The organism is Okeania hirsuta (assembly GCF_003838195.1).
Lineage (GTDB): Bacteria > Cyanobacteriota > Cyanobacteriia > Cyanobacteriales > Microcoleaceae > Okeania > Okeania hirsuta.
Genome location: NZ_RCBY01000003.1, coordinates 60170 through 85625, shown reverse-complemented (window position 1 = coordinate 85625; position 25456 = coordinate 60170). Strand labels below are relative to the sequence as shown.

At 38.1% G+C, this 25456-nt stretch carries 15 protein-coding genes and 2 pseudogenes; 8 read left to right on the top strand and 9 right to left on the bottom strand.

The annotated features are described in order from the left end of the window. The first annotated feature begins 1039 nt into the window (after window positions 1-1039). The 4 genes from D5R40_RS01235 to D5R40_RS01220 all read left to right on the top strand — a co-directional run bounded on the left by D5R40_RS01235 (window position 1040) and on the right by D5R40_RS01220 (window position 5664). The gene (locus tag D5R40_RS01235) at window positions 1040-1648 is read left to right on the top strand and encodes an NfeD-like protein (RefSeq protein WP_124143883.1); all 609 of its coding nucleotides are present in this window, start codon (window positions 1040-1042) and stop codon (window positions 1646-1648) included. Window positions 1649-1744: 96 nt separating this feature from the next. Next, entirely contained in the window at window positions 1745-2089 is a 345-nt protein-coding gene (locus tag D5R40_RS01230; protein WP_124143882.1) for an NfeD-like protein, read from the top strand. A 276-nt stretch (window positions 2090-2365) separates the two neighbouring features. Further along, entirely contained in the window at window positions 2366-3748 is a 1383-nt protein-coding gene (locus D5R40_RS01225; RefSeq protein WP_124143881.1) for a flotillin family protein, read from the top strand. Between the two features lie 620 nt (window positions 3749-4368). Beyond that, on the top strand, window positions 4369-5664 hold the full coding sequence (locus D5R40_RS01220) for a flotillin family protein (protein WP_124154133.1): 1296 nt from the start codon (window positions 4369-4371) through the stop codon (window positions 5662-5664). 898 nt (window positions 5665-6562) lie between these two features. On the opposite strand, the gene D5R40_RS01215 is transcribed toward D5R40_RS01220, so the two are convergent. Both D5R40_RS01215 and D5R40_RS01210 read right to left on the bottom strand, forming a co-directional pair. Continuing rightward, window positions 6563-7153, bottom strand: a complete 591-nt coding sequence (locus D5R40_RS01215) for a hypothetical protein (RefSeq protein ID WP_124143879.1) — start codon at window positions 7151-7153, stop codon at window positions 6563-6565. 553 nt (window positions 7154-7706) lie between these two features. After that, a complete protein-coding gene (locus D5R40_RS01210; protein WP_124143878.1) occupies window positions 7707-9179 on the bottom strand; it encodes a leucyl aminopeptidase in 1473 nt (490 codons plus the stop codon). Between the two features lie 1123 nt (window positions 9180-10302). Here D5R40_RS01210 and D5R40_RS01205 point away from each other — a divergent pair. Continuing rightward, on the top strand, window positions 10303-12468 hold the full coding sequence (locus tag D5R40_RS01205) for a lytic transglycosylase domain-containing protein (RefSeq protein ID WP_124154132.1): 2166 nt from the start codon (window positions 10303-10305) through the stop codon (window positions 12466-12468). Window positions 12469-13039: 571 nt separating this feature from the next. Here the strand turns inward: D5R40_RS01205 and D5R40_RS01200 are convergent. Together D5R40_RS01200 and D5R40_RS01195 are read right to left on the bottom strand one after the other, a co-directional pair. Next, window positions 13040-14373, bottom strand: a pseudogene (locus D5R40_RS01200) (IS701 family transposase); the annotation flags it as partial. Between the two features lie 490 nt (window positions 14374-14863). Next, window positions 14864-17893 (bottom strand): plasmid replication protein, CyRepA1 family, encoded by a 3030-nt coding sequence (locus tag D5R40_RS01195; RefSeq protein ID WP_240038832.1) that lies wholly within the window; start codon window positions 17891-17893, stop codon window positions 14864-14866. Between the two features lie 200 nt (window positions 17894-18093). On the opposite strand from D5R40_RS01195, the gene D5R40_RS34330 reads away from it, so the two are divergent. The 3 genes from D5R40_RS34330 (at window position 18094) to D5R40_RS01185 (ending at window position 22762) form a co-directional block, all read left to right on the top strand. Further along, on the top strand, window positions 18094-18270 hold the full coding sequence (locus D5R40_RS34330; protein WP_161564389.1) for a hypothetical protein: 177 nt from the start codon (window positions 18094-18096) through the stop codon (window positions 18268-18270). A 1595-nt stretch (window positions 18271-19865) separates the two neighbouring features. Further along, window positions 19866-20828: a hydrogenase small subunit gene (locus D5R40_RS01190; RefSeq protein ID WP_124143876.1), complete on the top strand. Its 963-nt coding sequence runs from the start codon at window positions 19866-19868 to the stop codon at window positions 20826-20828. A 329-nt stretch (window positions 20829-21157) separates the two neighbouring features. Then, window positions 21158-22762, top strand: a complete 1605-nt coding sequence (locus D5R40_RS01185) for a nickel-dependent hydrogenase large subunit (protein WP_124143875.1) — start codon at window positions 21158-21160, stop codon at window positions 22760-22762. Between the two features lie 125 nt (window positions 22763-22887). Here the strand turns inward: D5R40_RS01185 and D5R40_RS01180 are convergent, their stop codons facing one another. From D5R40_RS01180 to D5R40_RS38940, 5 genes and pseudogenes are all read right to left on the bottom strand, one after another. Further along, entirely contained in the window at window positions 22888-23289 is a 402-nt protein-coding gene (locus D5R40_RS01180; protein ID WP_124143874.1) for a type II toxin-antitoxin system death-on-curing family toxin, read from the bottom strand. A gap of 27 nt (window positions 23290-23316) precedes the next feature. Beyond that, window positions 23317-23484, bottom strand: a complete 168-nt coding sequence (locus tag D5R40_RS34325) for a hypothetical protein (protein ID WP_161564388.1) — start codon at window positions 23482-23484, stop codon at window positions 23317-23319. A gap of 409 nt (window positions 23485-23893) precedes the next feature. Beyond that, window positions 23894-24199: pseudogene (locus D5R40_RS01175) on the bottom strand (HNH endonuclease); the annotation flags it as partial. Between the two features lie 393 nt (window positions 24200-24592). Continuing rightward, window positions 24593-24811: a transposase family protein gene (locus D5R40_RS38945; RefSeq protein ID WP_240038831.1), complete on the bottom strand. Its 219-nt coding sequence runs from the start codon at window positions 24809-24811 to the stop codon at window positions 24593-24595. 126 nt (window positions 24812-24937) lie between these two features. Continuing rightward, the gene (locus D5R40_RS38940) at window positions 24938-25423 is read right to left on the bottom strand and encodes a helix-turn-helix domain-containing protein (protein WP_240038830.1); all 486 of its coding nucleotides are present in this window, start codon (window positions 25421-25423) and stop codon (window positions 24938-24940) included. Window positions 25424-25456 lie beyond the last annotated feature (33 nt).

Sequence of the window (25456 nt, the reverse complement as noted above, 5' to 3'; positions counted from 1 at the left end):
TAGAGTGATAATGAATCGAATACGGAGAAATATTTTTCCCACTTTTGTCTATTGCCTGCCATATTTATGATTAATAATTATAGCGGTTTTCACAGAGAGAGGTAGACTACAAAGCTTCTGCCTTCTGCCTTCTGCCTTCTGCCTTTAAGCCAAAATCTCTGTATTCTATGTTAATGAAAACCGCTATAGTACTATGCCAAGGGCGAAAAAAGAATATTTAGAATAATAACGGGACTGAAAAGATTATCGTTCAGATATCTCCTGGATTAAAAAAGGATACTCACACTCATAAATGATATAGCGTTTCTCAAATTAGTGAGGTACACCTATATTTATTTCGATTCTATTCTATTCTATTCCCTATTCTCTGTTCCCTATTCTCTGTTCCCTGTTCCCTGTTCCCTGTTCCCTAAAACAAACGAATAAGGATACTCACACTCATAAATGATATAGCGTTTCTCAAATTAGTGAGGTACACCTATATTTATTTCGATTCTATTCTATTCTATTCCCTATTCTCTGTTCCCTATTCTCTGTTCCCTGTTCCCTGTTCCCTGTTCCCTAAAACAAACGAATTTTGTACCTTACCAATATGGGAATTGCTATATAGAAGTTATTTATTTTGACAAAAAAATAAAGTTTCAAGTTCTCGCATTCCTATTGCAGGAGGTAGTGATAACTGTTTCGCTACGCCATATAAAAAACGCAATTCCTCCGGAAGAGGTTAACTGATAACTGAATTTACTCCTATAAAAAGTCTAACTATTTGTAGAAAACATTTATCACACTTGGTATTATACAATTGGAAATCTAGATATCCGCCCCCCATAAACTACTAACTTTGGGTATAATATCTCTATATCAAAATTTTCTGTATCTAACGAAGAAAGTTTTCATAGTAATTAAAAATTCTACTGATGAAATAAAAAGTAGTTTTCTAGTAAAACACAAATTTTTTTTACAAATAGCCTGAATAGGAAACTAATTTGCCAGAATATAAATAGACCAAGAGGTTGTTAAAAATTATCAAGGACAACTTATGGAATCAGCTTATGTTTTCTGTCTAATTATTGGTGGAGCATTTGTGGCACTCTCCGCCTTTGCCGGTCTAGATGGTGTAGATTTTGACCAAGACTTTGACCCAGACTTAGAAATTACAGACCAATCAAGTACACAAGTTAATACTTCAATATATCAACGTCGCCGAAGATTATGGCTACCATTATTCAGCCTAAAATTTTGGACTTTTGGCAGTTGTTTCTTTGGGCTAACTGGAATTTTATTATCGTATATTTCGCCCACTCTTTCACCAACAATAATTGCCATTATTTCTATAATTGTTGGTATTTTATGTGGCACAATTATGGCATGGGTATTACATACCTTAAAAAACCGTCAAGCTGATAGCTTGGTGCGTAGTGGCGACCTCGTAGGTCTTTCTGGAATTGTGGAGATTCCTTTTGATAAAAATAGTAGAGGAAAAATTAGATTAAATGTGAAAAATTCTGTTATAGAATTGATGGCTTTTACTGAAGAATCTAGGGAATTTACTAGAGGAGAAAAAGCATTTATCGTGGGAATAGAAAATAATAGAGTATGGGTAGTATCAGAAAATTATCTAGATAAAACATCAGAGGATGAATCTTAATTTTTTTCAGCTATCCTCGAACGCGATTTTCCAATTCCCCAATTTCAAGAAATTTTATGCACAACTTAAATATAGTTGCGAGATGAATAAATCGGCATGAAAAATCAACTTTTAATGTTAGCCTATATTTCAGTGGGAGTAGGAATATTTGGTGGGATGTTAATAGTATTATTGTTGTCGATTTTTCGACAAAACCAAGTAATAAATAGTCTTGTCAGACCTCAAGATTTTTTAGGTCTACCCTGCACTGTGGAAATTCCATTTGATACTCATAGTAGAGGTAAAGTTAGTTTAAATGTTAAAGGTTCTAGCATAGAATTAATTGCCCGTACAACAGAAGAATCTAAAGAATTTACTAAGGGAGAACAAGTATTTATTATCGGCACAGAAAATAATCAGGTGTGGGTAATTTCCAAATCATCTTTTCAACACCAGGAATAATCATCAATGAAGAAGGCAGAAGGCAGAAGGCAGAAGGCAGAAGGGAAAATTGCTTATGGATAGTTAACAACCGGCTAGTCCGTGTCTTATAACCCCAAAAAATTTTAAGCACCCCCGTTGACGGTGGGGTATTAAACCCGCCACAGAAAAGATAATGAATAATCGCAGAGATTTTTAGGGAAGAAATAAACGATTTGTAGGCCAGTTAGCTCGAACTTTCATACTACTAGATGAAAAATACTATATTTCACAAAAATCAATGAGGAAATTTAACTAATGAAAAGTAAAAATTTAGAATCAAATAAAGCCGAATTAACCACTGTAGAAATAGCACAAATTCCTCCTGTAATACAAAAGGAGCCAATTCAGAATTTTACAGGAAAAATTTCTACAAGTTTGCCCATCGCTCTATCTATATTTGGAGTGATAGTATTAATCTGGTTTATCAACACATTCATACAAATTTGTAAACCCAATGAAATACTAATTTTATCCGGTCGGAAACGGCGGACAAAAGAAGGGGAAACAGTTGGTTATCGCGTAATATTTGGTGGTAGAGCAATTCCCATCCCAATTCTAGAAACAACCAAAACAATGGACCTACGCACCATGCCAGTACCTGTGGAAGTGCGGAATGCTTACTCCAAAGGCGGTACTCCACTAAATATTCAAGCGATCGCCAATATCAAAGTTTCCAATGACCCGAAAATAGTAGGCAATGCCATAGAAAGATTTCTCGACCGCGACCGCTCAGAAATTACCCGTGTAGCAAGAGAAACTCTAGAAGGAAACCTGCGGGGTGTGGTCGCCACCCTGACACCAGAACAACTCAACGAAGACCGTCTTCAATTCGCCGAACGCATTGCTGAAGACGTGAGTCGCGACTTAGCAAAATTGGGTTTGCAACTCGACATCCTGAAAATTCAAAGCGTTTCCGATGACGTAGACTACCTAAACTCCATTGGTCGCAAACAAATTGCCATGATTCGCCGAGATGCTGAAATAGCTGAGTCTAACGCCAAAGCAGAAGCAGACCAAATAGAAGCTGACTGCCAACGACAGTCAGAAACTGCCAAAACCGAGTCATTAACATTAACCGTTAAAAAAGAAAACGAACTCCGTAAAATTCAAGCAGAGTTGGAACAGCAAGCACGTTCAGAAGAAGAACGAACCAAAGCAGCAGCTAAAGAAGCAAGGGCAAGAGCAGAACAATTATTGCAAACAGTCCGCGCTGAGTTAGAGAGATTGCGTTTAGAAGCGGATGAAGTATTGCCAGCAGAAGCACAACGGCAAGCAAAAGAACTCATAGCAAAAGGAAATGCTGCTTCTCTTTCAGAAAATGCTCAAGCTGAAGCTTTAGTTAACGATATGCTTTCCCAGGTTTGGCAAGAGACTGGTAAAGATGCTGCGGAATTGTTCTACTTACAACAAATTAGTATGATTTTGCGTGAGTCTGCTAAGGTAACCGAACAAGTTAAATTGGAAAATATCAAAGTTATCGATAGTGGAGATGGCAAGTCAATCGCTAGTTTGGTGAATGCTTATCCTGAAATCTTCCGCCAGTTCCTCAAAAATGTCAATCAAACCCTTGGCGTTGATGTGACAGGAAACTTCAGCAATGGGAAAGAAGTTACCTCAAATCAGGTTAAACAGTTATAGGTTAAGTATTTAGGAGTCACCGAGTCAGTCCTCAGTCCTCAGGAGTTAGAAGGGAAGAAAGGAGGAAAGAAAGGAATTGAGTAAAGATAATTTCAGTATTTCTTTGGTACTGTCGGTACCCGGAGTTCTTAAATTTTATTTATAACTGACCCGTCCGAACACGATCGGGACTTATGCAGAGACTCTCCTCCTGACTCGGTGACTCCTATAAAAAGCCTAACTATTTTTAGCAAACATTTATCAAATTAGTAAGTAGGTGAGCATAAATAAACACAATATCATAGGACAGGTTTTGAGAACTAGACCATTCTTACCTCAAAGCTTTCAGTTAAACCTACCCCTACAATTTTTTCAACGTTTCATTAGACCTACCTACTTATATCATGTCCGGTTAAACAGTGATAAATAAATAACTACGGAGTCCTCAGGAGTCAACCCACCCCTCGCCCCTCCCAGGAGGGGAAGTCAGGAGTCAGGAGGAAAGAGGTAATAAAGAAGAACAACAGCAGAAGAAGGAGAAAGTTTTTTTATAACTAATTATCCGGACATGATATTATTCTTTCTTCTTCCCTCTTCCTTTTTCCTTCTTAAATCACTAAAATAACGGAGTAAAAAAAATCATGGAAATAGTATTAGCGTTACTGGCAGTTTTCGGTCTTGGTACTGGTGCAGGTGTCTTTGTCATTCGCAACCTTTATTATATTTGTCAACCAAGTGAAGTCCTAATTTTTTCTGGAAGTCGTCACCGTGTTGGAGACAGCGATAAAAAAGTTGGATATCGTCTTGTCAAGGGAGGTAGTAGCATTCGCGTCCCCCTATTAGAACAAGCTTTCCGCATGGACTTGAGTAATATGATCATTGAACTTAAGGTTAATAATTCTTATTCTAAAGGTGGTATTCCTCTCACAGTTGAGAGTGTGGCAAATATCAAAATTGCTGGTGAAGAACCTACTATTCACAACGCGATCGAGCGGCTGCTAGGCAAAACTCGCCAGGAAATTGAAAAATTAGCTCAGGAAACTCTAGAAGGAAATTTGCGTGGTGTTTTAGCTTCTCTGACACCAGAACAAGTCAATGAAGACAAAATTGCTTTTGCTAAAAGCTTGCTGGAGGAAGCAGAAGACGACCTAGAAAAATTAGGTTTAGTTTTGGATACTCTACAAATTCAGAATATTGCTGATGATGTAGGATATCTTGATTCTATTGGTCGAAAACAACAAGCTGAATTGTTACGAGATTCTCGTATTGCTGAAGCACAAACCCAGGCAGAATCAATTATTCGAGAAGCAGAAAACCAAAAAAATACTTCTTTCAAACAGATTGAAACGAAAATTGCTGTAGCTCGTGCAGAAGCTGAAAGGCGCATTCAAGATGCGGTGACAAAACGGCAAGCAGTGGTGGCAGAAGCGGAGGCTGATATTGGGTCAGAGGTAGCGCGGACTCAGGCTGAGGTGGCAGTGCAGAATGAGCGTATTAAGCAAGTTGCACAACAGTTACAGGCAGATGTAGTTGCTCCCGCAGAAGCTGAATGTAAACGAGCGATCGCTACTGCCAAGGGAGATGCTGCTGCTATTGTCGAACCAGGAAAGGCACAAGCAGAGGGTATTAAGAAGTTGGCAGAATCTTGGAAAGCTGCTGGTGCAAACGCACGAGAAGTTTTTCTATATCAGAAGTTGGAAGAGTTGCTGAAGATTATGGTATCTACTGTGCCAGAAGTTGATGTGGATAATGTTACCGTAATTAATGCTCAAGGTGGAAGCAATGCGACAAAAATGGCTGCTTTTTTTGAGGAGTTAAAGCAAACTACTGGTATTGATGTAGCTGCTACAGTCAATAGTTTAAGCGATCGGGGTATAGGGAGTAGGCGAGATGGGGATATCGAGACACCCAGAAACTACTGGACTGACACACCTTAAATGGTGCCTTAGTCAGTCCAGTAGGGTGTGTTAGCGATAGCGTAACGGAGCGAAACATTTGGGATAGGCGGTGCGTTACATTTCATTAACGCACCCTACTAGACATCTCCAGAAAAGAGGCAACAGGCAACAGCTCCGGAAAGCAACAGGGAACCCACCCCGAACCCCTCCCAGGAGGGGAATAATTGATAATTTATGGATAAGAATTGATTTTATTTTTATTTTTACCAGATGTCTACTAGACTGACACACCTTAAATGGTGTCTTAGTCAGTCCAGTAGCGTAACGCACCAAAACATTTGAGATCAGCGGTGCGTTATACCAAATTAATAAATATTTGCTACAAATAGCTAGGATATTTCTTAGGAGTCAACCCACCCCTAACCCCTCCCAGGAGGGTAACTCAGTCGGATAGAGTCAGAATCAATAGCTTCAATACCATTTTTCAGGTCGTAAATTATTCTTTTCTCTTGGTGCGCGTTCCCTTGCGACTGGCGTCGTCGCGGGGTCGCACCGCTTTGTCAAAGGACATATCCTGCATTTGTCTTTTTATTCCTCTTACTATTCGTAACATTATTTTTTCACGCTTGGTATTACATTTCATTAACACACCCTACTAGACTGTCGCTTAACCTAGCCTACTTGCTAAATACTATTTATTAACGTGATGTAAGCCTTTAATCATCTTTACCATTTTGAGGGTTATTTTGACACTTTCCAAGTGTAGCATTACTTTTGATAAATGGTATAACTGGATATTAGGAAAAAAATTGATGGTTTAAAGGCAATAACTTTGAAGTTTTATAGTGTTCCAGTATTCTGAACTTTAGCTTTAAGTTCTGCTCTAGTTTTTATGAACTGATTACCAAATTCAGTTACTCGACAATATTTTGTTAAATCAATAAATAGCCTTATATCCTCTATTACTGTCTGTTTCCATTTGACTAATGTAGCTTTTTGGGTCAATTAATTCAATCAATTTAAAATCTCGCAATATTCTTAAATCAATAGCTGCATTCGGAGTTACATGAAAAGAGAAAGGCAGATTTTGTGCAGTATAAAGATTTAAAAAATGAATAATTTTGTATTTTGATTCATCAAGCAAAAAGTTAAACATAAAGGTTTGAAGTGAGTCTAATTTCTTTTGTTGTTGCTGAATTAGCTCTATTTGTTGTTGCTGTAAAGTATCTATATCTTCTTTTTGTTTATCAACTTCTTGTTTTAATTCTCGGAATTCAGCTTCAAATCCCCCGCTACCTATTTTTAAAGTTTTGATCAAATTTAGTAAGTCTGTTTGAAATAGGATAATTAATAAGAGCAAGCATACATCACTAGGAGTTATCTCAGGGATTTTAGCTAATTTTCCTGTTTCTATGCTAGTAATAATCGGGAAAATTAATAATCTGAGAGAAAGATAAAAAGTGACAAAAATAGAAGCTATTTTAATATACATGGAAAAAGGCTTGTAAGATTTTTCGTTTTGATTCATAGTTTATTTATTCGTAAGGATTCAGGTGGAGGAGTATTGACAAAAGAGACAATAGGGTAGAAAATCGCATCCATGAACAAAAACCAGCCACTAGAACAAGATAGAGAAAGACTAAACCAGTTGCCTACTGAGGAACTGGTCATTTATGTTATCAATTATCAGTTATCAGTACCTCTGCAATAAGGAGGCTACGAAAATACGGAATTCTCTTTTTTTTATCCCCTTAAAAGCAGAGACCTAGATAGCAAAACTTCATCAAAACCACCATCAAGCAACCTACTCAAAAAACCAGAAACTGACTACTAAAAATCGGCGTTGGTGAATCAAACTATGAATTAAGATATTTGGGTGTTGCATAATCAAGGAACGAACTAATCATTACGGAGTTTGCACGCAACGTCCCTACATCCAACCTATTCCCTAAGCACAAAAATCATCAGGATAATTCACCAAAGCCTAAAAATCATAATCATTCAGCAACGTCAATTTCTGACTCCTGAACTACTGACTCCTTTCTCAATAACCTAAAAAAAGTTACACACTTGACTAATTTCTAACTCAAAACCCAATTTACCAGAGTCCGAACGCCATAACCAGTTGCCCCAGCATTATTGTAACCATTCTCAGCATCTATCCATACAGGACCAGCAACATCCAAATGCGCCCAAGGTGTATCTTTAACAAACTGCTTCAAAAATAAAGCAGCAGTAATAGCACCACCAGGACGAGGTCCAGTATTTTTCATATCAGCGTGCATAGCTTTCAACCCCTCAAAGTATTTCTCCTCCAAAGGCATCCGCCATAGTTTCTCACCAGCACTTTCTGCTGCTGCCGCCAGTTGCCCCGCTAAATCATCATTAGGACTCCATAAACCAGCAATATCATTACCCAATGCCACAACACAAGCACCTGTGAGAGTAGCTAAGTCAACGATCGCATCTACTCCTAATTTATCGGCAAAAACTAAAGCATCGGCCAAAGTTAAACGCCCCTCTGCATCCGTATTGTTAACCTCAATAGTTTTACCATTAGAAGCAGTGAGGAAGTCTCCAGGGTGCATGGCGTGGCCACTAACCATATTTTCAGTGACAGCGCTAATAAAGTGAACTTCCACATCTGGTTTTAACTGAGCGATCGCCTTCACAGTACCAAAAGTTGTACCAGCTCCACCCATATCAACTTTCATTATTTCAATACCACTACCAGAAGGCTTTAAGTTTAAGCCACCAGAGTCAAAAGTTAAGCCTTTCCCAACTATTGCTAACTTTTTACGAGGAGTACCTTCTGGTTTGTAGGTGATATGAATAAATTTTGGTGGAATATCGGAAGCTTTAGCAACTCCCAGGAAAGCTCCCATGCCTAATTTTTCACAATCTTCTTGTTCTAAAATTTCTATAGTTAGCCCAAATTCTTTAGCCAAAGCTTCAGCAGTTTCAGCCATAGTTATTGGGGTACAAGAATTAGCAGGTGCTGCTACAAGTTCCCTGGCTAGGATCACCCCAGAACAGATTTTCTGGGCACGGGCGATCGCTTCATCAGAGCCAGCTAAACCGATTAACTCTACTTTTTCTACATCTGGCCCTTGATCTTCCAGTTGAGATTTAAAGCGATTATCTTGATGGAGGACTAACTCAATGCCTTCTGTGATGGCTGTAGTTGTTGCTTCAGCATTGTCACATATTGGCAAGCTAATGCCTAGAGTTTTGCACCTCTCCTTTTTTGCCAAGCGTCCACAAGTTGCTGCTGCTTGGCGCAGAGTTTCTAATTTTAACTCTTCCGATTTACCCAAGCCCACTATAATAATTTTACGGATGGATTTTTTGCTGCCCACACGAGTCGAGGCACTGCTGTTGACTTTACCCTTAAATTCTGTTTCTTCGATTAGTTCAGATAAAGTGTCAGTCAGCTTTTCATTCAAATAGGCCATATCCCCGGTTAATATGCTATTGGTATCTTCAAATAAACCAATGGCTAAGGCATCTCCGGTCCATTCTAACAGAGGTGTATTGATTGCTCTAATTTCCATCTTGATTTCCTTTTAACTGGTAATTGGTAAATGATCTTAATCGTTTTTTTGAGTTCAAACTCGGATAATTACTTTTTTAATTATTTTTTTGATTAAGTTAATATGTCAGCATTTCCTCCTGAATACTTACCTTAATATACCTTAATTTTGGGAATAGATTTCAATAATCAGAAAAGAGATCGTTGAAACTGGGAATGGTTTTTTAGGTATCAGCTAGTTCCTAAATACTAATCCCTTTTAAATAGGTATCATTTTACTCATAGATAATGCTCAAAGTTTATATCTTTTAGATAAAAATGCAACATCATATCGAAAAATTAATATTTGTTTTTACGTAATACTTGAAAATGTAATATTCATAGTTTTAAACTGTAGTTATATTATTCTTAATTCATATTAAGTTGATTTTCTCCTAGTAAATATTTTTTTATATGTAAGAATATTTTTAGTTTCCAACAATAAGTTATCTATTATTAATTTTAGATATACTATGCTTGTTAGGCAGAAGTATATATAAATTTTTCTCTATGTAAAATAGAACATATCGATAGATAAACAAAGAGTTACCGAGGGACAAATCAGCAACGCCTTATATTAAGCATAAAAATAGATTCAATCCGGAAACTAATAAGAAAATGTGTAGGTCACTAAAGAAAATAATCCAAGATATGATTACTAATAGGGGCTAAGTCAAAATTTTGATGAAAGTCCATTGCTCAACCCTGTCAGGACGACCAAGTCAGGAGGGAGGAAGAAGGAACAGGAGAAGAAAGTTTTTTATAACTAATTAAACGGACATGATATAAAAAAAAAATTTATACCATGCCAAACACCTTAAATATTTGTAGCAAACATTTATAAAAATGGTATAACTTGATTTCCTAGACATCCATCATATACCATTTTGAAAAAAAGAATGTTACGAATAATAAGTGTGATTAAAAGACTTGACAGGAGATGTCCCTTTGATAAAAAAAGAGAATTTCAGACCTAAAAACTGGTGTTGAAGCAATTTATTCTGACTCCTGACTCCTAATAAAAAGGCTAGTCATTTGTAGCAAACATTTATCAAATTCGTATAAACCTAAAACTAATTTAAAATTAATTAACTGACAATAAGTAAATGCTAAAGCAAAATATAACAAAAGTTTCTATACTGATCGGCGTTTCTATCAGTGCTTTGTTACTAGGAATTTTTCTACCAGAACTGACAAACAATAACAAAAGTATCTCTCAAAACACAATCCAAAATCAGAAGCTCAACCCGGAGCTAGATGTAACAAATTTTGTATCACTTCCACCCCAGCAACGAAGGAGTAAACTGGAAGATGCTATTGAGACAGGAAAATCTCTAAATAGCAGTAGGGCACGTTATATGCTAGCTAATGATTTAATGCAACAGGGAGAAGTAGAGTCGGCGATCGCTCAACTTAAGAATTTAGACCAAGAATATACAGTTCTAGCACCATATGCGTTCTTAAAACGGGCGCAAGCTTATGAATTAACCGGGGATGTTGAGAAAGCACAAAAAGCTTGGTCAGAATTATTAGCAACCTATCCAGAAGAACCAGTGGTGGCAGAAGCTTTGTATGTCCTAGGAAAACAAACGCCGGAATATTGGGATGAAGCGATCGCTAAATTTCCCGCTCACCCCACTACAGTAAAAATTGCTCAAGAAAAACTGAAGCAAAATCCTAATCAACCTCAATTGTTATTGCTCATTGCTAAATATGGTTTTCATGTGCCCGAATATGGAACAGTATTGGAACAACTGAGAACAAAATATGCCTCCCAGTTAACTCCTGAAGATTGGGAAATGATTGCTTTTGGATATTGGGAAAAGCAGGATTATCCTACAGGTGGCCTGGCATATCAGAAAGCACCCAAAACACCCAAAAATCTATATCGTTATGCTAGGGGTTTATGGTTAGGGAGAAAAACTAAGGAGTCCCGCGAAGCTTACAAAACATTAATTAGTCAGTTTCCCGATGGGGGAGAAGATACAGCTTTGGGTTTGATTCGTTTGTCGAGACTGGTCGATCCAAAAGAAGCAATAGTTTATCTCGACAGGGTAATTGCTAATTTTCCTAGCCATGCTGCCGAAGCTATGCTTGATAAGTCTAAGTTACTCGATCAACTGGAGTCTGCTAAGTCAGCTTCACAGGTACGTCAACAGTTGTTGAGTGAGTATAAGAATTCTGATGCGGCTGCTAAATTACGCTGGGAGTTGGCCGAAAAAGCTGCTGAGGGGGGCAATTTACAAGTGGCTTGGAAGTGGGCACAAGAGTTAACTGCGAATAATCCTGATAGTGAGTTAGCACCACAAGCAGGATTCTGGGTAGGTAAGTGGGCACAGCAACTTGGGCAGACAGAGGATGCTAAAAAGGCTTTCGAGTATATGATTTTACGCTACCCCCACTCTTACTATGCTTGGCGATCGGCGGTGATGTTGGGTTGGCCTGTGGGTGATTTTATTACTGTTCGTTCTCTATCTCCAAAGGTTGTACATACTAAAAAGCGAGATCCGCTGCCTTTTGGTTCTGACACATTGCGAGAACTATATCAGATCGGTCAAGACCGGGATGCTTGGAAACAATGGCAGGTAGAATTTGAATACCGGATGAGTCCAACTGTTGCTCAACAGTATACTGATGGTGTGTTAAGGATTGGTATAGGAGATAATTTAGATGGTATTTGGATGCTTACTAGCTTGAGCAAACGGGAAAAACCAGAGGAGATAGCTGAGTATAAAGCATTAAAGGAAAAGCCTACTTATTGGCAAACTTTGTATCCTTTTCCTTATTTGGAAACTATTGTGAAATGGTCTAACAAACGACAGTTAAATACTGTGTTAGTTACTGCTTTAATTCGTCAAGAATCTCGTTTTATGCCGAAGATAAAATCGGTAGTTGGTGCTACGGGGTTAATGCAAGTTATGCCAGAAACGGGTAAGGAGGCAGCTAAGAATATTAATCTTGTGAGCTATGATTTAGAGAATGTGAATGATAATGTTAATCTAGGTACTTATTACTTAGATTTTACTCATCAAGAGTACAAGGATAATTCGATGTTAGCAGTGGCGAGTTATAATGCTGGACCGAATGCTGTGAGTAGTTGGTTAAAGCGCTTTGGATTTAATGATGCTGATGCTTTTGTGGAGAAAATTCCTTATCCTGAAACCAGGGGTTATGTGGAGTCTGTCTTTGAAAATTATTGGAATTATTTGCAAATTTATAATCCTGAAGTTGCTCAGTTAATGGAGAGACATTACGCTAAACATAAAAAATAAGGAGTCAGGAGTTAGGAGTCAACCCACCCCTCGCCCTTCCCCCTCCCAGGAGGGGAAGGACCGAGTCAGGAGGGAATCAAGAATGAAAAAAGAGGAGGAGAAGGAGAAAGTTTTTTGATCGCTAATTATCCGGACATGATATAACTGACCCTTCCGAAGCTTAAAACTCAGACAAGGCAGATTTTTCTTTCTTCCTTACTTCCGTCTATCCTAGATCCCACATTCGGAACTTCAAGAGCGTATCATTAAAAGTAGTATATGAATCTGTAGCTTGGTAGGTATTTATACTATGCAAATCATCTCAATACTTTTTTCGTTCATCGATCTTCCTAATGAGACTTACACAACTTAACTGGTAAAATTAGACTATAATGCTTGTAAATCAATAATTTTACGTCGAAGCGCTCGCTACGGGACTTACACAAAATTTTAGAGCTGCCGAAATCAAGTAAATATTAAGGGGCTAAATTACTTACTATACTTCGATTCCAGTAGTTTGATGAATTTAATCTTTAATTGCGAAAAGCGATATTATATAAGACTTTTGGCGAAGTTTACACTTCTCATCTTCAGCCCAAATATAGCCCAAACTCTCTCTGTGAGAGGTAAATACGTCACGGTTATTAGTCAACCAATCAAAAAAACGGAAAGACATAGCTGTACGAAAAGCGTACCATTGCATCAGTAAATGTCTTTAAAGGTTGATTGGCCCATTGTCTTTGTAATCCTCCAGTTAGTTGATGCCAAATGATCAAAGTATCAGCACAAAATACCAAAATAAAATGGCGTTCTAGACTCCATTTATCTCTTACTTGATATTCTGTTAATCCTCACCATCATCATTGCTTATCGGTAAAAAACTTCTATCCAATTTCTGTTTGAGTAGCTATTTACTATCCACTCAGATGTTACTTTTGATGGCTCGACATTGGTCATAAAATTATCAATTTCTGTGGCCTCTTCTATAGAACTAGCATTGATAACGATAGCAAATGTTCTTTCTCCAAAAAGGCGTGAAGTTGATGCTCTAAATGTCATCACCCAAAGTTTTTTGGTTGTGTCTACAGTTAATATAACTCCCTCAAATTCCTCTATTCGGATGCTTTTTGCCCATTCATCTCTTCTAATTTCTGTTTCTGATTGGGATTTTTGTCTAACTACTATTTTTTCCTACGGAATGCTACGCAAACGGTTTTTGGCGATTCCTCCTAGATATTTTCATTCCTTTTCTTCAAGTTGGTTCATAAATCTTGTGTTATTGCCATAACCAGCATCAATTAAAACTTTTTCCTGACTATGGCCTCTACTGAGACTGCGGTCTATTAGCTCTATTCCTATATCTGGCTTTTTCTGAAATAGTTTGTCATTTTTTCCTTCTGGTAAAGAGCTGGAATGTTGATATAATTCAATATCTAAAGGGAAACTTTTTTTACCATCGTATCGGATGAGTTGTTACAGTTACTATTTCATTGTCTGTTTTACCAATTTCTCCTATGTATTGTCGTCCTACTCCAGATGTAAAATTACCGCTTCTTGCTCCGTCTTGACGCCGAGGAAACCTCGGCGCAGGCGGTGCGCTGTTTCGGTGTCCAGAATCGTCTAAAATCAACCCTTACCCTTTCTTGAATTTGGTTTGAGAACGTTTGTTAATTATTTCTAGACGACGTTTGCTAACGCAAAGCTTCGCTAACATTGATTTTACTAGGCTCGATTATGAGAATCTGCTATGAAATGATGTCGGCGATTATAAACTACTCCAATGGAGTTATTGGCCATTTGAGATATGTTTTTCCTTTCACTTTCCCCTAGTAATCCACCCAAATAGTGGCGGAATCCTGTTTTTTGGGGTGGGTTTTTCCCACAATCATCAAACTGTTGACACCACCTTTCAAAGCAAGGGGGCATTGCAGTAGGGGTTGTTTCTTTCGTTCCTTGCGATCGCTTCGACGTAAAATTATTGATTTACAAGCATTATAGTCTAATTTGGCCAGTTAAGTTGTGTAAGTCCCACTAGTAAAAAATTTACGCATAAATACTTGCTCTGATGATGACTCAATCACGGCAGCTATAATTTTCTTCTAAAATTCTGTCTCCTGTTTTCCCCTCCTGGGAGGGGCGAGGGGTGGGTTGTCTCGTGACTCCTTCTTCGGTTGCTACATTTTGTGGTGCGGAATGTGGGCTAGATAATTAAAGCCTTCTTCCTTCTGCTATATTAGAAATTTTATCAAGGATGAGGTACACCCGTGGCGAGCAAGATGCTCGCACAATAAAAGTTTTATTGGTAGTCGTACATTATCCGGCAATGTTTATTATGAGAACAGTGGGAACATCTTGCTCCCGTGCCTGGTATTACTTTTTGCTGTATACCATTACGCGAGCAGGATTACCATTTTATTTAAACTCCGTCTTTACAAGATTTAGTATGACTAGCACTTAACCATTGCTGAAATACCTCAAACCTGCCATCATCAGGATTAACAATACGATAAATTCGCAATCGCTTTTTCTGGTGAGTTTCTGTACGCAAACACTCCAAACTATAACCAATTTTATCCAAAAAACGCCGCACTATTGTAATCGGACTAGAATTTACCGCCAACCCTATCCCGACTATAGTTTTAATTGCTGCTCGGTTTGCTAAAGCGGTCTTGGCCAACAATTGCAAATCTTCATCAATATTTTTCAACTCCCGTTGCTTATCTTTCAACAATAGCGGTATTTTCAATAATTCCATCACCCCGATGGTTGCACCCAGTAAGCGATCGTTAAAATCAGGTATGAAAATATTTCCCTTGCCTAACTCCAAAATTGTTTTCGCTACCTCAGCATCTCGTGCTACTAAGTATTGTCGTCCTACGGTCATAAAATAATGTAGTTGCAACTGTTGATACCATCCAGCATCATCTTTTTCTACCAATTCAGAAGTTATGGGAATACTATAACGCAACATTAATTCAAATTTTCGTTGTTCCCGTTGTTGTTTGCTGGTTTTGGATAATCGCTTTTTGAGTTTTTGATACTCGGTTAAACTAATATTTCTGGCAGTAGCGATCGCCTCACATTCTGTCTGATAATTTTGCTTAATTACAGTAGCGATCGCTTCCTGTAAATCATTAATTTCTGTAAGTGTTTCTGATGATTTTTTGGCTTCTAAATTATTAGCTAAAACTTCTGGGGAAGCTTCGATAATATGATGTCCTTCGACTCGCAAAGCTTCTAAAATAGACTCTCGATATTGATTCATTCCTGCATTGAAACGAACCGCTATTTTTGCCCAACACAAAAAAGATTCTGCTTGAAAACCTGTTTCTATATCGTCCAAACTATCAAAATCTGATTGTTGTAATAGTCTAATATTGAGTTGAGTCAGACGTTGTTCGGAATTGAGCAAAGAAGTAATAGAAGTCGAACCATTACCAACTTGATTAAAACCAGAATTTGCTACCCATAAATATCTGGGAATATTCTCACGAACTCTACCCAAAGATTGACAAACTGAAGTTGCTCCTTGTACTCCTTGAGCAATAGCCCAAACTGAAGTGAAATGACCTTGAATATCAATACTAATTCCTGTTTCAATGGAGGGAGAAGCTAAGACAATATCATATTGTGGCAATACTTGATTTAATGATTTAATACAACCATAAGCAGGATGATTAGGTTCTGCTAAAGATTCTGAATCTATTCTGAGGATTTTTAAGTCAGGAAACTGTTTTTTTAGATAAGCTTCTAAAGCACGGGTTCCCCATTTACTGGTAATTTTTTGTGCTGACAAACACACCATTGGTTTGCCACCTTCACGGATATGTTTGTGTAAATCTGCTATTAATCTTTTGGGAGTAGTTTCTGGATAATTAAAAACTTGCCAAGCTTCTTTTTCTCCTGGTAGCCAATCATTTTGAATAATAAAAGGTTCTAATTTTACTCCTGCTAAAGCTTGTAGATAATCTATTGAAATATCGCTTAAGTCAGCATCAGCTATAAATACCTGACCGACACCTCCTAAAACATTTTGCATTAATGTTTTGAAAGACCTGAGAATTTCTACTCGGTTTTGCCGACAAGTATTAGAATTTAAACCATGCCAAATTACCTGTTCTATTTCATCAATAATTACCACTCCATTCGACCAATTTTCCGGATTAAAACTAGCCTGAGAATTAGGATGTAGGGAATCAATACATAAACCAATACCTAATAATTTATTATCGGATTTTTTATCTACTTCTGTAATATATTTTAGTCCAAAACGTTGACATAACTCTTGTACTAACTGTACTCTATGACCAATAACTAAAACCTTTTGACTGCGAGCTACAGCTTCACTGACAATTTTCTCTAATAACTTAGTTTTTCCAGTGCCCTTAGCAGATTTAATTCCTACTAATTTTGCCGGAAAATCAGTGCTATAGGCTAGGTCAAGATTATCTAACTTTTGTAAATTATTACTGCTGATAGAACCTAAAATATGTTGTTCGGAAAGATAACGACTATTAACTCTAATATTTACAGGATATGTGAGTTGGCTAAATGATTTAGCCTTCCAAAGTTCTAAAGGTAATGCGTTTTGATAAGCTTCATCAAACACACTTTGCCCATGATTTGCTATTAAATCGTCAACTCCTTTTCCTAATTCTGGATTCCAGGAAATAACTTTAACATTACATCCTTTTCTTGTGAGTAAATATCCAGTTTGTCTAATAGCAGCATTAACATTTTTAATAGTTTTAGGTTTAGTATCTTGGTCAAACGCAATATAAATTTCTCGATGATTATTTACCAGCTTTTCTAACTGAGGAATTAAATTTGATCTACCAATACGGTTGCCATATTCATCTCTAATAACTCGATATCCACCAAAAATTCCTGGTAAGGCGATCGCTACATAACCACCTGTTAATAAAGCACCTGTTTTTTTTGCTCCTTCAGTAATACATAAAGGTATTTGAGGATGGGCGATAAACCACTGCCAAAAACCAAAGTCTGGTTGATTATTATTAATATCTTCTGGCAGAATTTCTATTTGATAACGACTAGCAATTTGATGCCACAAATGTAGGGGTATTTTTAGGGCAAATAAACTGGTGGGAGTTTTCGGAGGATGTTCGTATTTAATTAACTTTTTTTGGTCATAACTGTGACGTGGTTGACTAGGTTTAAAACAACCCCAAAGGTCCTCTTCTCCTGTAAGTAAATCAATTCCCGAACACCACCATCCACCTTCTTCAATGTGTCGGTATCGCTTTAATATTTGGCTAGTTACTCGGCCATCATTTCGTCTAGGAATAGCATCAGAATAAAACAAAAATTCATAAGGCCGTTGTCCTTCTAAAGGGATAACATTAAGGTGTATTAATTGGTCATCGACACAGCTATTAGTCCATTCTCGGAAATAATTAATTTGTGTTTCGGTCTTTGGGGTCATTTAATAATGCACTCTATATACAGTTAAGGATTTTTATTATATTGGAAAAACACACTATATACATATAAAATTTTCTTAAGACTCCGGGACTAATGGCCTCAACAAATAATTTTTGAATAGCTATAAATCTTAATAATTGATACAGCAATTTAAAACTCTCTGGAGGTAAAAATTTTTGGCAGTAGCAATCTATTGAGCAGTTGCACAAAAAGTTAGAAGTATGGAGTCAAGAGCGTAATCAAACTGCTAGTAAGGTCATTTGGCATTTCTCTACTGACGATACTAGAGTCAAACTGCAACATCTTTATCCTGTGTTTGAAACTACCGAAGAGAATAATATCAAATCCGGTAGCATTGGTATAATTAGGGCTTGCTGAAAAAGTCTTATGGGTGAAGGTAGGAGACAGGAGACAGGAGACAGGAGACAGGAGTTAGGGGAATTTGAAGGAGGTAGGAGTAAGAATTTTCCCAAGATGGTTCTGCCCAACTCTTGACCAAAATCCTGAATTTTTGAACCATTACCACTTAAAACCTCGCACTTTTTCCAGATCTAAAATTGCTCAAACCAATATCAGTCAATAAGCGCGATATTTAATCAGCAAACCCTAATTAGATAGTTAATTAGGAGTCATATAGAATCCGGTTATATAGGTTATATAGTATATGTTTATAACTATACTTCAAGCATTCAATCTCCCCTACTCCCCTACTCCCCCCAACAATTCTAATAAGTGTTCAACCGGATTTGATATCAGTCCTCAGGAGTCAGGAGGAAAGAGAATTTAGAAATATTTGCGACGTTAGCGAAGATGAAACATTTTTTTATACCGAACCCTAGCGGATTTGATATAACTCCCCGATTTTTTCTCAGCACTGTCAATTCATAGCGATCGCCTATTAGACATCTCCAGAAAAGAGGCAGCTTTGCTGTAGGCAGTAGGGAACCCACCCCTCGCCCCTCCCCCTCCCAGGAGGGGAAAGAATTGATAATTTATGTGTGATAATTGATTTTATTTTGGATTTTTGGAGATGTCTATTTATTTCAACTAAGCATTTCCTGATATTTTCCGGGACTAATGGGTAGATATATTGGGCATGAGTATACTTGAGCATTACAAAATAATGTGTGATGCTTATGACAATGTAACACAAAGATATTTCTAAGCGTTAGATCATACCAATTTCATAGAAAATTACTACAGTCTCGACACAGGCAACAGGCAAAAGGGAAAGAAAAACTAGATAAAAAAGAGGAAAAAATGCTTTATTTTGACATTTTATGGATATATACAATTTTTAATTGTAGCAATAAATCACAAATTAAGATGTAACTACCTTTTTTGAATTTGGTATAACTTTCAAGAAGTTTAGCATTTAGTAATCGAATTGAGGGGTCGAATATTGAAAGAAGATATATTTCTAAGAACGGAGTTAAAGTCTGGGATGCTAAATACTCCTGATATGTAGAAAATTTCAGAAAATCTAGGACAACTTAATTTTAGTTTTTCTCAAGATTTTCTGGCGTTGCTGATTCTAGGTATGATTTGATAATTTGGGATTGTTTGAACTACTTGTTAATATTAACTGTTCCCTGTTCCCTGTTCCCTATTCCCTATTACCGATAAACTTACTTTCATACCTTAATTCAGCAATGCCGATTTTCTTATAGTAGTCGCCATGATTGTATTTGGCATATCAAAAATTTAAAACTCAGACAACGCAAGATTTTTCCTTCTTTCTTCTTATTTCTGCCTTCTTCCATAGCAATAAAACTTTGAAAATAAAGTATCAAAAGCAACCAAATAAAAATTAGTTAAACTAACAATTAATCAATAATAAAGAATTTCGTAAAGAAATGGAAAATTGTCATTATATCCCCTTTATAATTCCATAAAGGTTGAATTAGGGTGCGACAAGTGCTAATCGTAAATCCCATTTCAACCTCAGACAAAAGAGAGGAGAATCGGGGAGAATGATCAATCTACTGTGGCTTCAAGGTGGAGCCTGTTCTGGCAATACCATATCATTTCTCAATGCTGAAGAACCAAATATTTGTGACCTAATCACAGACTTTGGCATTAATGTACTTTGGCATCCTTCTTTAGGATTTGAACTTGGTACAAACGTCCAACAATTATTAAAAGATTGTATTTCGGGAAAAATACATTTAGATATTTTAGTATACGAAGGAACAATAATTAACGCTCCCAATGGTACGGGAGAATGGAACCGTTTTGCCGATCGCCCGATGAAAGATTGGGTTAAAGAATTATCCGAAGTTGCAGGTTTCGTCGTGGCAGTGGGAGACTGCGCTACTTATGGCGGTATTCCTGCAATGTCACCAAACCCCAGTGAATCTGAAGGTTTGCAATTTCTCAAACGGAAAAAAGGCGGATTTTTAGGAGAAGACTTCAAAAGTAAAGCTGGATATCCTGTTATCAATATTCCCGGTTGCCCCGCGCACCCAGATTGGATTTCCCAAATATTAGTAGCGGTTGCTACTGGCAGACTTGATGACATTACCTTAGACGAATTTCACCGCCCCGAAACATTTTTCAAAAGCTTTACTCAAACAGGTTGTACTCGCAACGTTCACTTTGCTTATAAAGCTTCAACTTCAGATTTCGGGCAGCGTCAAGGATGTCTATTCTATGACTTGGGTTGTCGCGGACCGATGACTCACTCTTCCTGTAACCGTATTTTGTGGAACCGAGTTTCGTCTAAGACTCGTGCAGGAATGCCATGTTTAGGTTGTACGGAACCAGAATTTCCATTCCATGACCTCGCACCGGGAACAGTATTCAATACTCAAACAGTCATGGGAGTTCCCAAAGAATTACCGACGGGAGTCAACCGTAAAGACTATGCTCTGCTAAGTATCGTTGCTAAAGATTCAACTCCCGCTTGGGCAGAAGAAGATTTCTTTACAGTTTAAAATTTGTAGGTTGGTTTGAGGCAACGAAACCCAACATAACAGGACTCAAAAAAGCTTTGTAGGTTGGGTTGAGGAACGAAACCCAACATAACAAGACTTACGCACCTAAACAACAAACCGGGTTTATTCACTAATTCCTCCAGCAACCAGGTTTCTGCCTAAGTCCTAAAAAAAGCTTTTGTTTGTAGTAGAGCTTTAGCCCGAAGATAGATAGAGCTAGAGCAATTCTACGAGCTTTGGACATGAGATTTAATATTGTTTGTTGGATTGCGCTGTCGCTTAACCCAACCTACACAAGCTATAGCTACTGATAACTGATAACTAAAAAAATGGTTCAAACTAAAGTACAAACATTAGACATTTCCCCCGTGGGGCGCGTTGAAGGCGACCTAGATGTAAGAGTTGACATTCAAGACGGATATGTAACCAACGCTTGGACTCAAGCACAAATGTTTCGAGGTTTTGAAGTCATCCTCAAAGGCAAAGACCCTAAAGCTGGTCTCATTGTCACCCCCAGAATTTGTGGAATTTGCGGTGCTTCTCACCTCACCTGTGCTTCCTGGGCGTTAGATACAGCTTGGCAAACAGAAGTACCTCGTAACGCTATCCTTGCTCGTAACCTCGGTCAACTTGTAGAAACTCTCCAAAGTCATCCACGTTACTTTTATGGGTTATACGCGATCGACCTAACAAACAAAAAATATCAAAATAGCCCATTCTACGAGGAAGCTTGCAAACGTTTCGCAGCATTCACAGGTACATCCTACGAACCAGGTATTACTGTTGCAGCAAAACCTGTAGAAATATACGCTCTATTCGGCGGTCAATGGCCTCACTCTAGTTTCATGGTTCCCGGTGGTGTCATGTGCGCTCCCACTCTCACCGATGTTACCCGCGCCTGGGCAATGTTGGAATATTACCGCACTAACTGGTTAGAACCAATATGGTTAGGTTGTTCCATTGACAGGTTTGAACAGATTCAAACTTATGACGATTTCATGGAATGGTTGGATGAAAATCCCGCTCATGCTAGTTCTGACCTGGGTTTCTATTGGCGTATGGGTCTGAATATTGGTTTAGATAAAATTGGTGCCGGTGTCGGTAAATATATGAGTTGGGGATACTTGCCTCACGAAGACAAATATCAACGCCCAACTATTGAAGGTCGGAACGCTGCTATGATTATGAAAAGTGGTGTCTACGATAGCACTACAGATATTCATCAATTGATGGAGCATACTTTTACCCGGGAGAATACTGCCCACGCTTGGTATAACGAGGGTGATGGAGATGTACATCCTTTTGACCGCACTACCGTACCTATTCCTAATAATGATATTGACTTTGACGGTGCTTATTCTTGGTCAACTGCTGTATCTCACCAAGACTTAGGTCGGATGGAAGTTGGTGCTTTAGCGCGGGAATTGATATCAGGTGGCGACCATGGGGAAAGTTGGCAGTACAAAGACGGTTTAGTTTTAGATATGTTCAAGAAAATGGGGGTACCGAGCGTACATTTGCGCGTGTTTGCCAGAATGCACGAACTAACTAAATTGTACCGTGAAACCGAACGTTGTTTGCGGGAGTTTAAGTTGCGCGATCCTTGGTATATTAAGCCTGAAGAAAAGGATGGTCGTGGTTGGGGTGCCACTAACGCTAGTCGTGGTTCCCTCTGTCATTGGGTGGAAATAGAAGGCGGTAAGATTAAGAATTATCAGGTTATTGCACCGACTACTTGGAATGTCGGACCCCGTGACGGTCAAGGGGTGCGCGGACCTATTGAGGAGGCATTAGTGGGTATTCCTATTGCTGATGTGAATGACCCTGTGGAAGTCGGTCATGTTGCTCGGTCTTTTGATTCTTGTTTGGTGTGTACCGTTCACGCTCATGATGCTAAGACTGGGGAAGAGTTAGCAAGGTTTAGGACATCATAATTAGCTGTCAGCTTTCAGCTATCAGCAGTCAGCGAACAGGTAAAAAAAGGACGTTGGATGCAGCGTCCCTATTGTGACTCTAAACATTTTTTAGCTAAAGAATAAAGGTTATTAGTTGGCTTTAGTTATAGTTCAGTTTGAGAGATGGTTTTAATATGAGCTTGTAGCCATCGGGTGAATGCTTCTCGATTTAATTCTCCAGAAGCTACTGCTAAAATAACTTGTTCTTGTTCGTCCACAGAAGCATTAATTTCTAGTCCATTCAGGATGAAAAAAACTTCCATTGCTGCGTGTCCTGTTCGTTTGTTACCATCAATAAAAGGATGGTTCATGATCATCAAAAAACCGAGGGCAGCAGCTTTATCAATGACAGTTGGATATAAGTCTTGTCCAGAAAATGTCGCTGCTGGTTGTGCTACTGCTGATTCTAAAGCAGGGCGATCGCGTAAACTATTAGCTCCTCCTGTTTGGGTAATGATTTGCTGATGCAGTTCCATAATTTCTGATAGGCTCAGATCGCGAGTCATACTAACCGCTTATAGAGTTCAGAATTTTTAGTTAATACATAAGTTAGCTGCTAGATTAAAGTCAGTTTGAGATTCCTGTAACCATTCAGCAATTTTTGATTCTAGAATTTTCTCCGGTGAGGTTTTCTGCTGGTTGGCAATTTGTTGGATACATTTGTATTGTTCTTTTGATAGTTGTATAGTTATTTGGTTCATGGCACTATCCTATAAATACTTTCTTTTGCTATTATAGACAGACAATCCTTTTTTGGGAGCATAATATTGATGGAAACAATCTTATTAAGTTATGAAGAAGTTGGAAAGATTGCTGAACAGCTTTATCAAAATAGCATCCGCTAGTAGAAGTCAGAAGTCAGAAGTCAGAAGTCAGAAGTTGATTCTTTGAGTCTTTTAACAGTAGCGACTAATATTTTACAGCAAATTCCAAGTATAGTTAAACTAAGCAAACCCATTTCCAGTTGCCCTTTATAGGGTCTGCTTGTCTTCAGAACCGGACGTGAGACTTTCACCTCATCACGGCTCCTCTCTTAAACGTCCCTTGTCATGGGTACACCCTTAAAATTCCACTTTGGATTTAATGAGTCCTATGGTTCACTGCTTTTAAATCCTCGGCAGTTTTAACGTCGTGGCAATGTCGGTGCAACAGTTGTTTGTTTTTATAGGTGTTATCACCGCCTTCAGACCAGGGAACGATGTGGTCAACTTCGATTAAATCCGTTGGTCTAAAGTGTAATCCACAAGATGCGCATTTACCTTTTTGTCGCTTAAGTAGCGTTGTTACTTCCTTCCTTACGCCTGGATGTTTGCCAATTCTGCTACCCCAATAAGTCCAGTCACCGTCAAAGGGTGATTTATTACCTTTAACCTTGATGTGCCTTACGATAGGAACATCTGAGTGTTGGTTTAGTAGAGTTGTTGGGAAATATAGCAATGTGCGCTGGCATATTTACAAATTACAAGAACTGTCCAATAGCTAAAAGTCTTATACTATCGGTCTTTTATTCCTCCTGTTGCCTGTTGCCTGCGCACAGCGCTATAACTGAGGTGGGGAAAAACGAAAATGAAAACAGATATATTTTGTTAGTAATTTAATTATTTATGCTGCTATCAGGTATAAGTTCCAGCCATCCAGTTGCTGTTAACATTAGAGTTGTCGCTAAATAAAGGGAAAAAATCACTCTAACCTAGACAGAGCAATAATTCCAAGCATTATTGCCTTCCAATAGCTACAATCCTTACAGAACAAGGTTTTTAGGTATTTTTTAAGTTATAAAGCGACAAGTCTATCAATTTGTCATCAAAATCAATAAGCGTGATTACAGTAAATTTGGCTGACAGCTCCATAACGTTTGACACCCGCAAAGGCGTTTTCACATATCACCCTTGATTTGCTCAATTTCCGATTTTCCGATTTTTGTTGCTCACTTAATTGTCCTCCCTTTGGCTTTTTATGGGGGATACGGATATTTTCATACTGGTGTTGAATACCTTGAAAACCACTATCCACTTCAATTGGTATCACGACCGGTATATTTCCTATTAGCTTTTGTGAGTCATGGAATTTTTCCTGAATGTAACTTTCCTTCTCGTGCCTGAGTTAATACTAACACTTGCTGATTTTGGTCTACTGCTGCTAGATGTTTGCGAGTTAGACGTTTTTTTTTCCCGAATAATTCAGTTTTTGTTTTTCTGAGTCAGTGGGTCGTTGCACTGGCCGTTCTGTGCCATCCATAATTACTCGTTCTACTCCAGGGAAACGCTCTATAAATACTTGGACACAATTAATTTGACGCTCGGGTAGTACTTTTTTTTCTCCCAGGGTGGCTTCTAAAATAGGTTGTAAACGATGAACCCAATGATGTGCCTGGCTGCGATCAATATCAAACAAGATGCTGGCTACATCAAAGGTTGGATAACATTTAAAGTAGAAGAGAATGTAGAATAATTTGTCTTGAGTGGTGCGTAAACGAGCCTTACGGCCTCCTCCAACAGAGCGTTGACCAGGTTTCAAGAGCAATGTTTGCTCATACATTTGATTAAAGGGCTTCAACAAAGTGTAATCTGCTTTACGGTTTAATCCTGTTAATGCTCTGAGTAACCTGTCTTGTTTTAAGGCTCGTTCAATATTTAGCATTTTTCTGACCAATTTATTATTTGCTCATTTTAC

Coding starts and splice junctions, on each gene's coding strand:
- D5R40_RS01235 (WP_124143883.1), top strand. CDS start 1,040: ATGGAATCAGCTTATGTTTTCTGTCTAATTATTGGTGGAGCATTTGTG.
- D5R40_RS01230 (WP_124143882.1), top strand. CDS start 1,745: ATGAAAAATCAACTTTTAATGTTAGCCTATATTTCAGTGGGAGTAGGA.
- D5R40_RS01225 (WP_124143881.1), top strand. CDS start 2,366: ATGAAAAGTAAAAATTTAGAATCAAATAAAGCCGAATTAACCACTGTA.
- D5R40_RS01220 (WP_124154133.1), top strand. CDS start 4,369: ATGGAAATAGTATTAGCGTTACTGGCAGTTTTCGGTCTTGGTACTGGT.
- D5R40_RS01215 (WP_124143879.1), bottom strand. CDS start 7,153: ATGAATCAAAACGAAAAATCTTACAAGCCTTTTTCCATGTATATTAAA.
- D5R40_RS01210 (WP_124143878.1), bottom strand. CDS start 9,179: ATGGAAATTAGAGCAATCAATACACCTCTGTTAGAATGGACCGGAGAT.
- D5R40_RS01205 (WP_124154132.1), top strand. CDS start 10,303: ATGCTAAAGCAAAATATAACAAAAGTTTCTATACTGATCGGCGTTTCT.
- D5R40_RS01195 (WP_240038832.1), bottom strand. CDS start 17,893: ATGACCCCAAAGACCGAAACACAAATTAATTATTTCCGAGAATGGACT.
- D5R40_RS01190 (WP_124143876.1), top strand. CDS start 19,866: ATGATCAATCTACTGTGGCTTCAAGGTGGAGCCTGTTCTGGCAATACC.
- D5R40_RS01185 (WP_124143875.1), top strand. CDS start 21,158: ATGGTTCAAACTAAAGTACAAACATTAGACATTTCCCCCGTGGGGCGC.
- D5R40_RS01180 (WP_124143874.1), bottom strand. CDS start 23,289: ATGACTCGCGATCTGAGCCTATCAGAAATTATGGAACTGCATCAGCAA.
- D5R40_RS34325 (WP_161564388.1), bottom strand. CDS start 23,484: ATGAACCAAATAACTATACAACTATCAAAAGAACAATACAAATGTATC.
- D5R40_RS38940 (WP_240038830.1), bottom strand. CDS start 25,423: ATGCTAAATATTGAACGAGCCTTAAAACAAGACAGGTTACTCAGAGCA.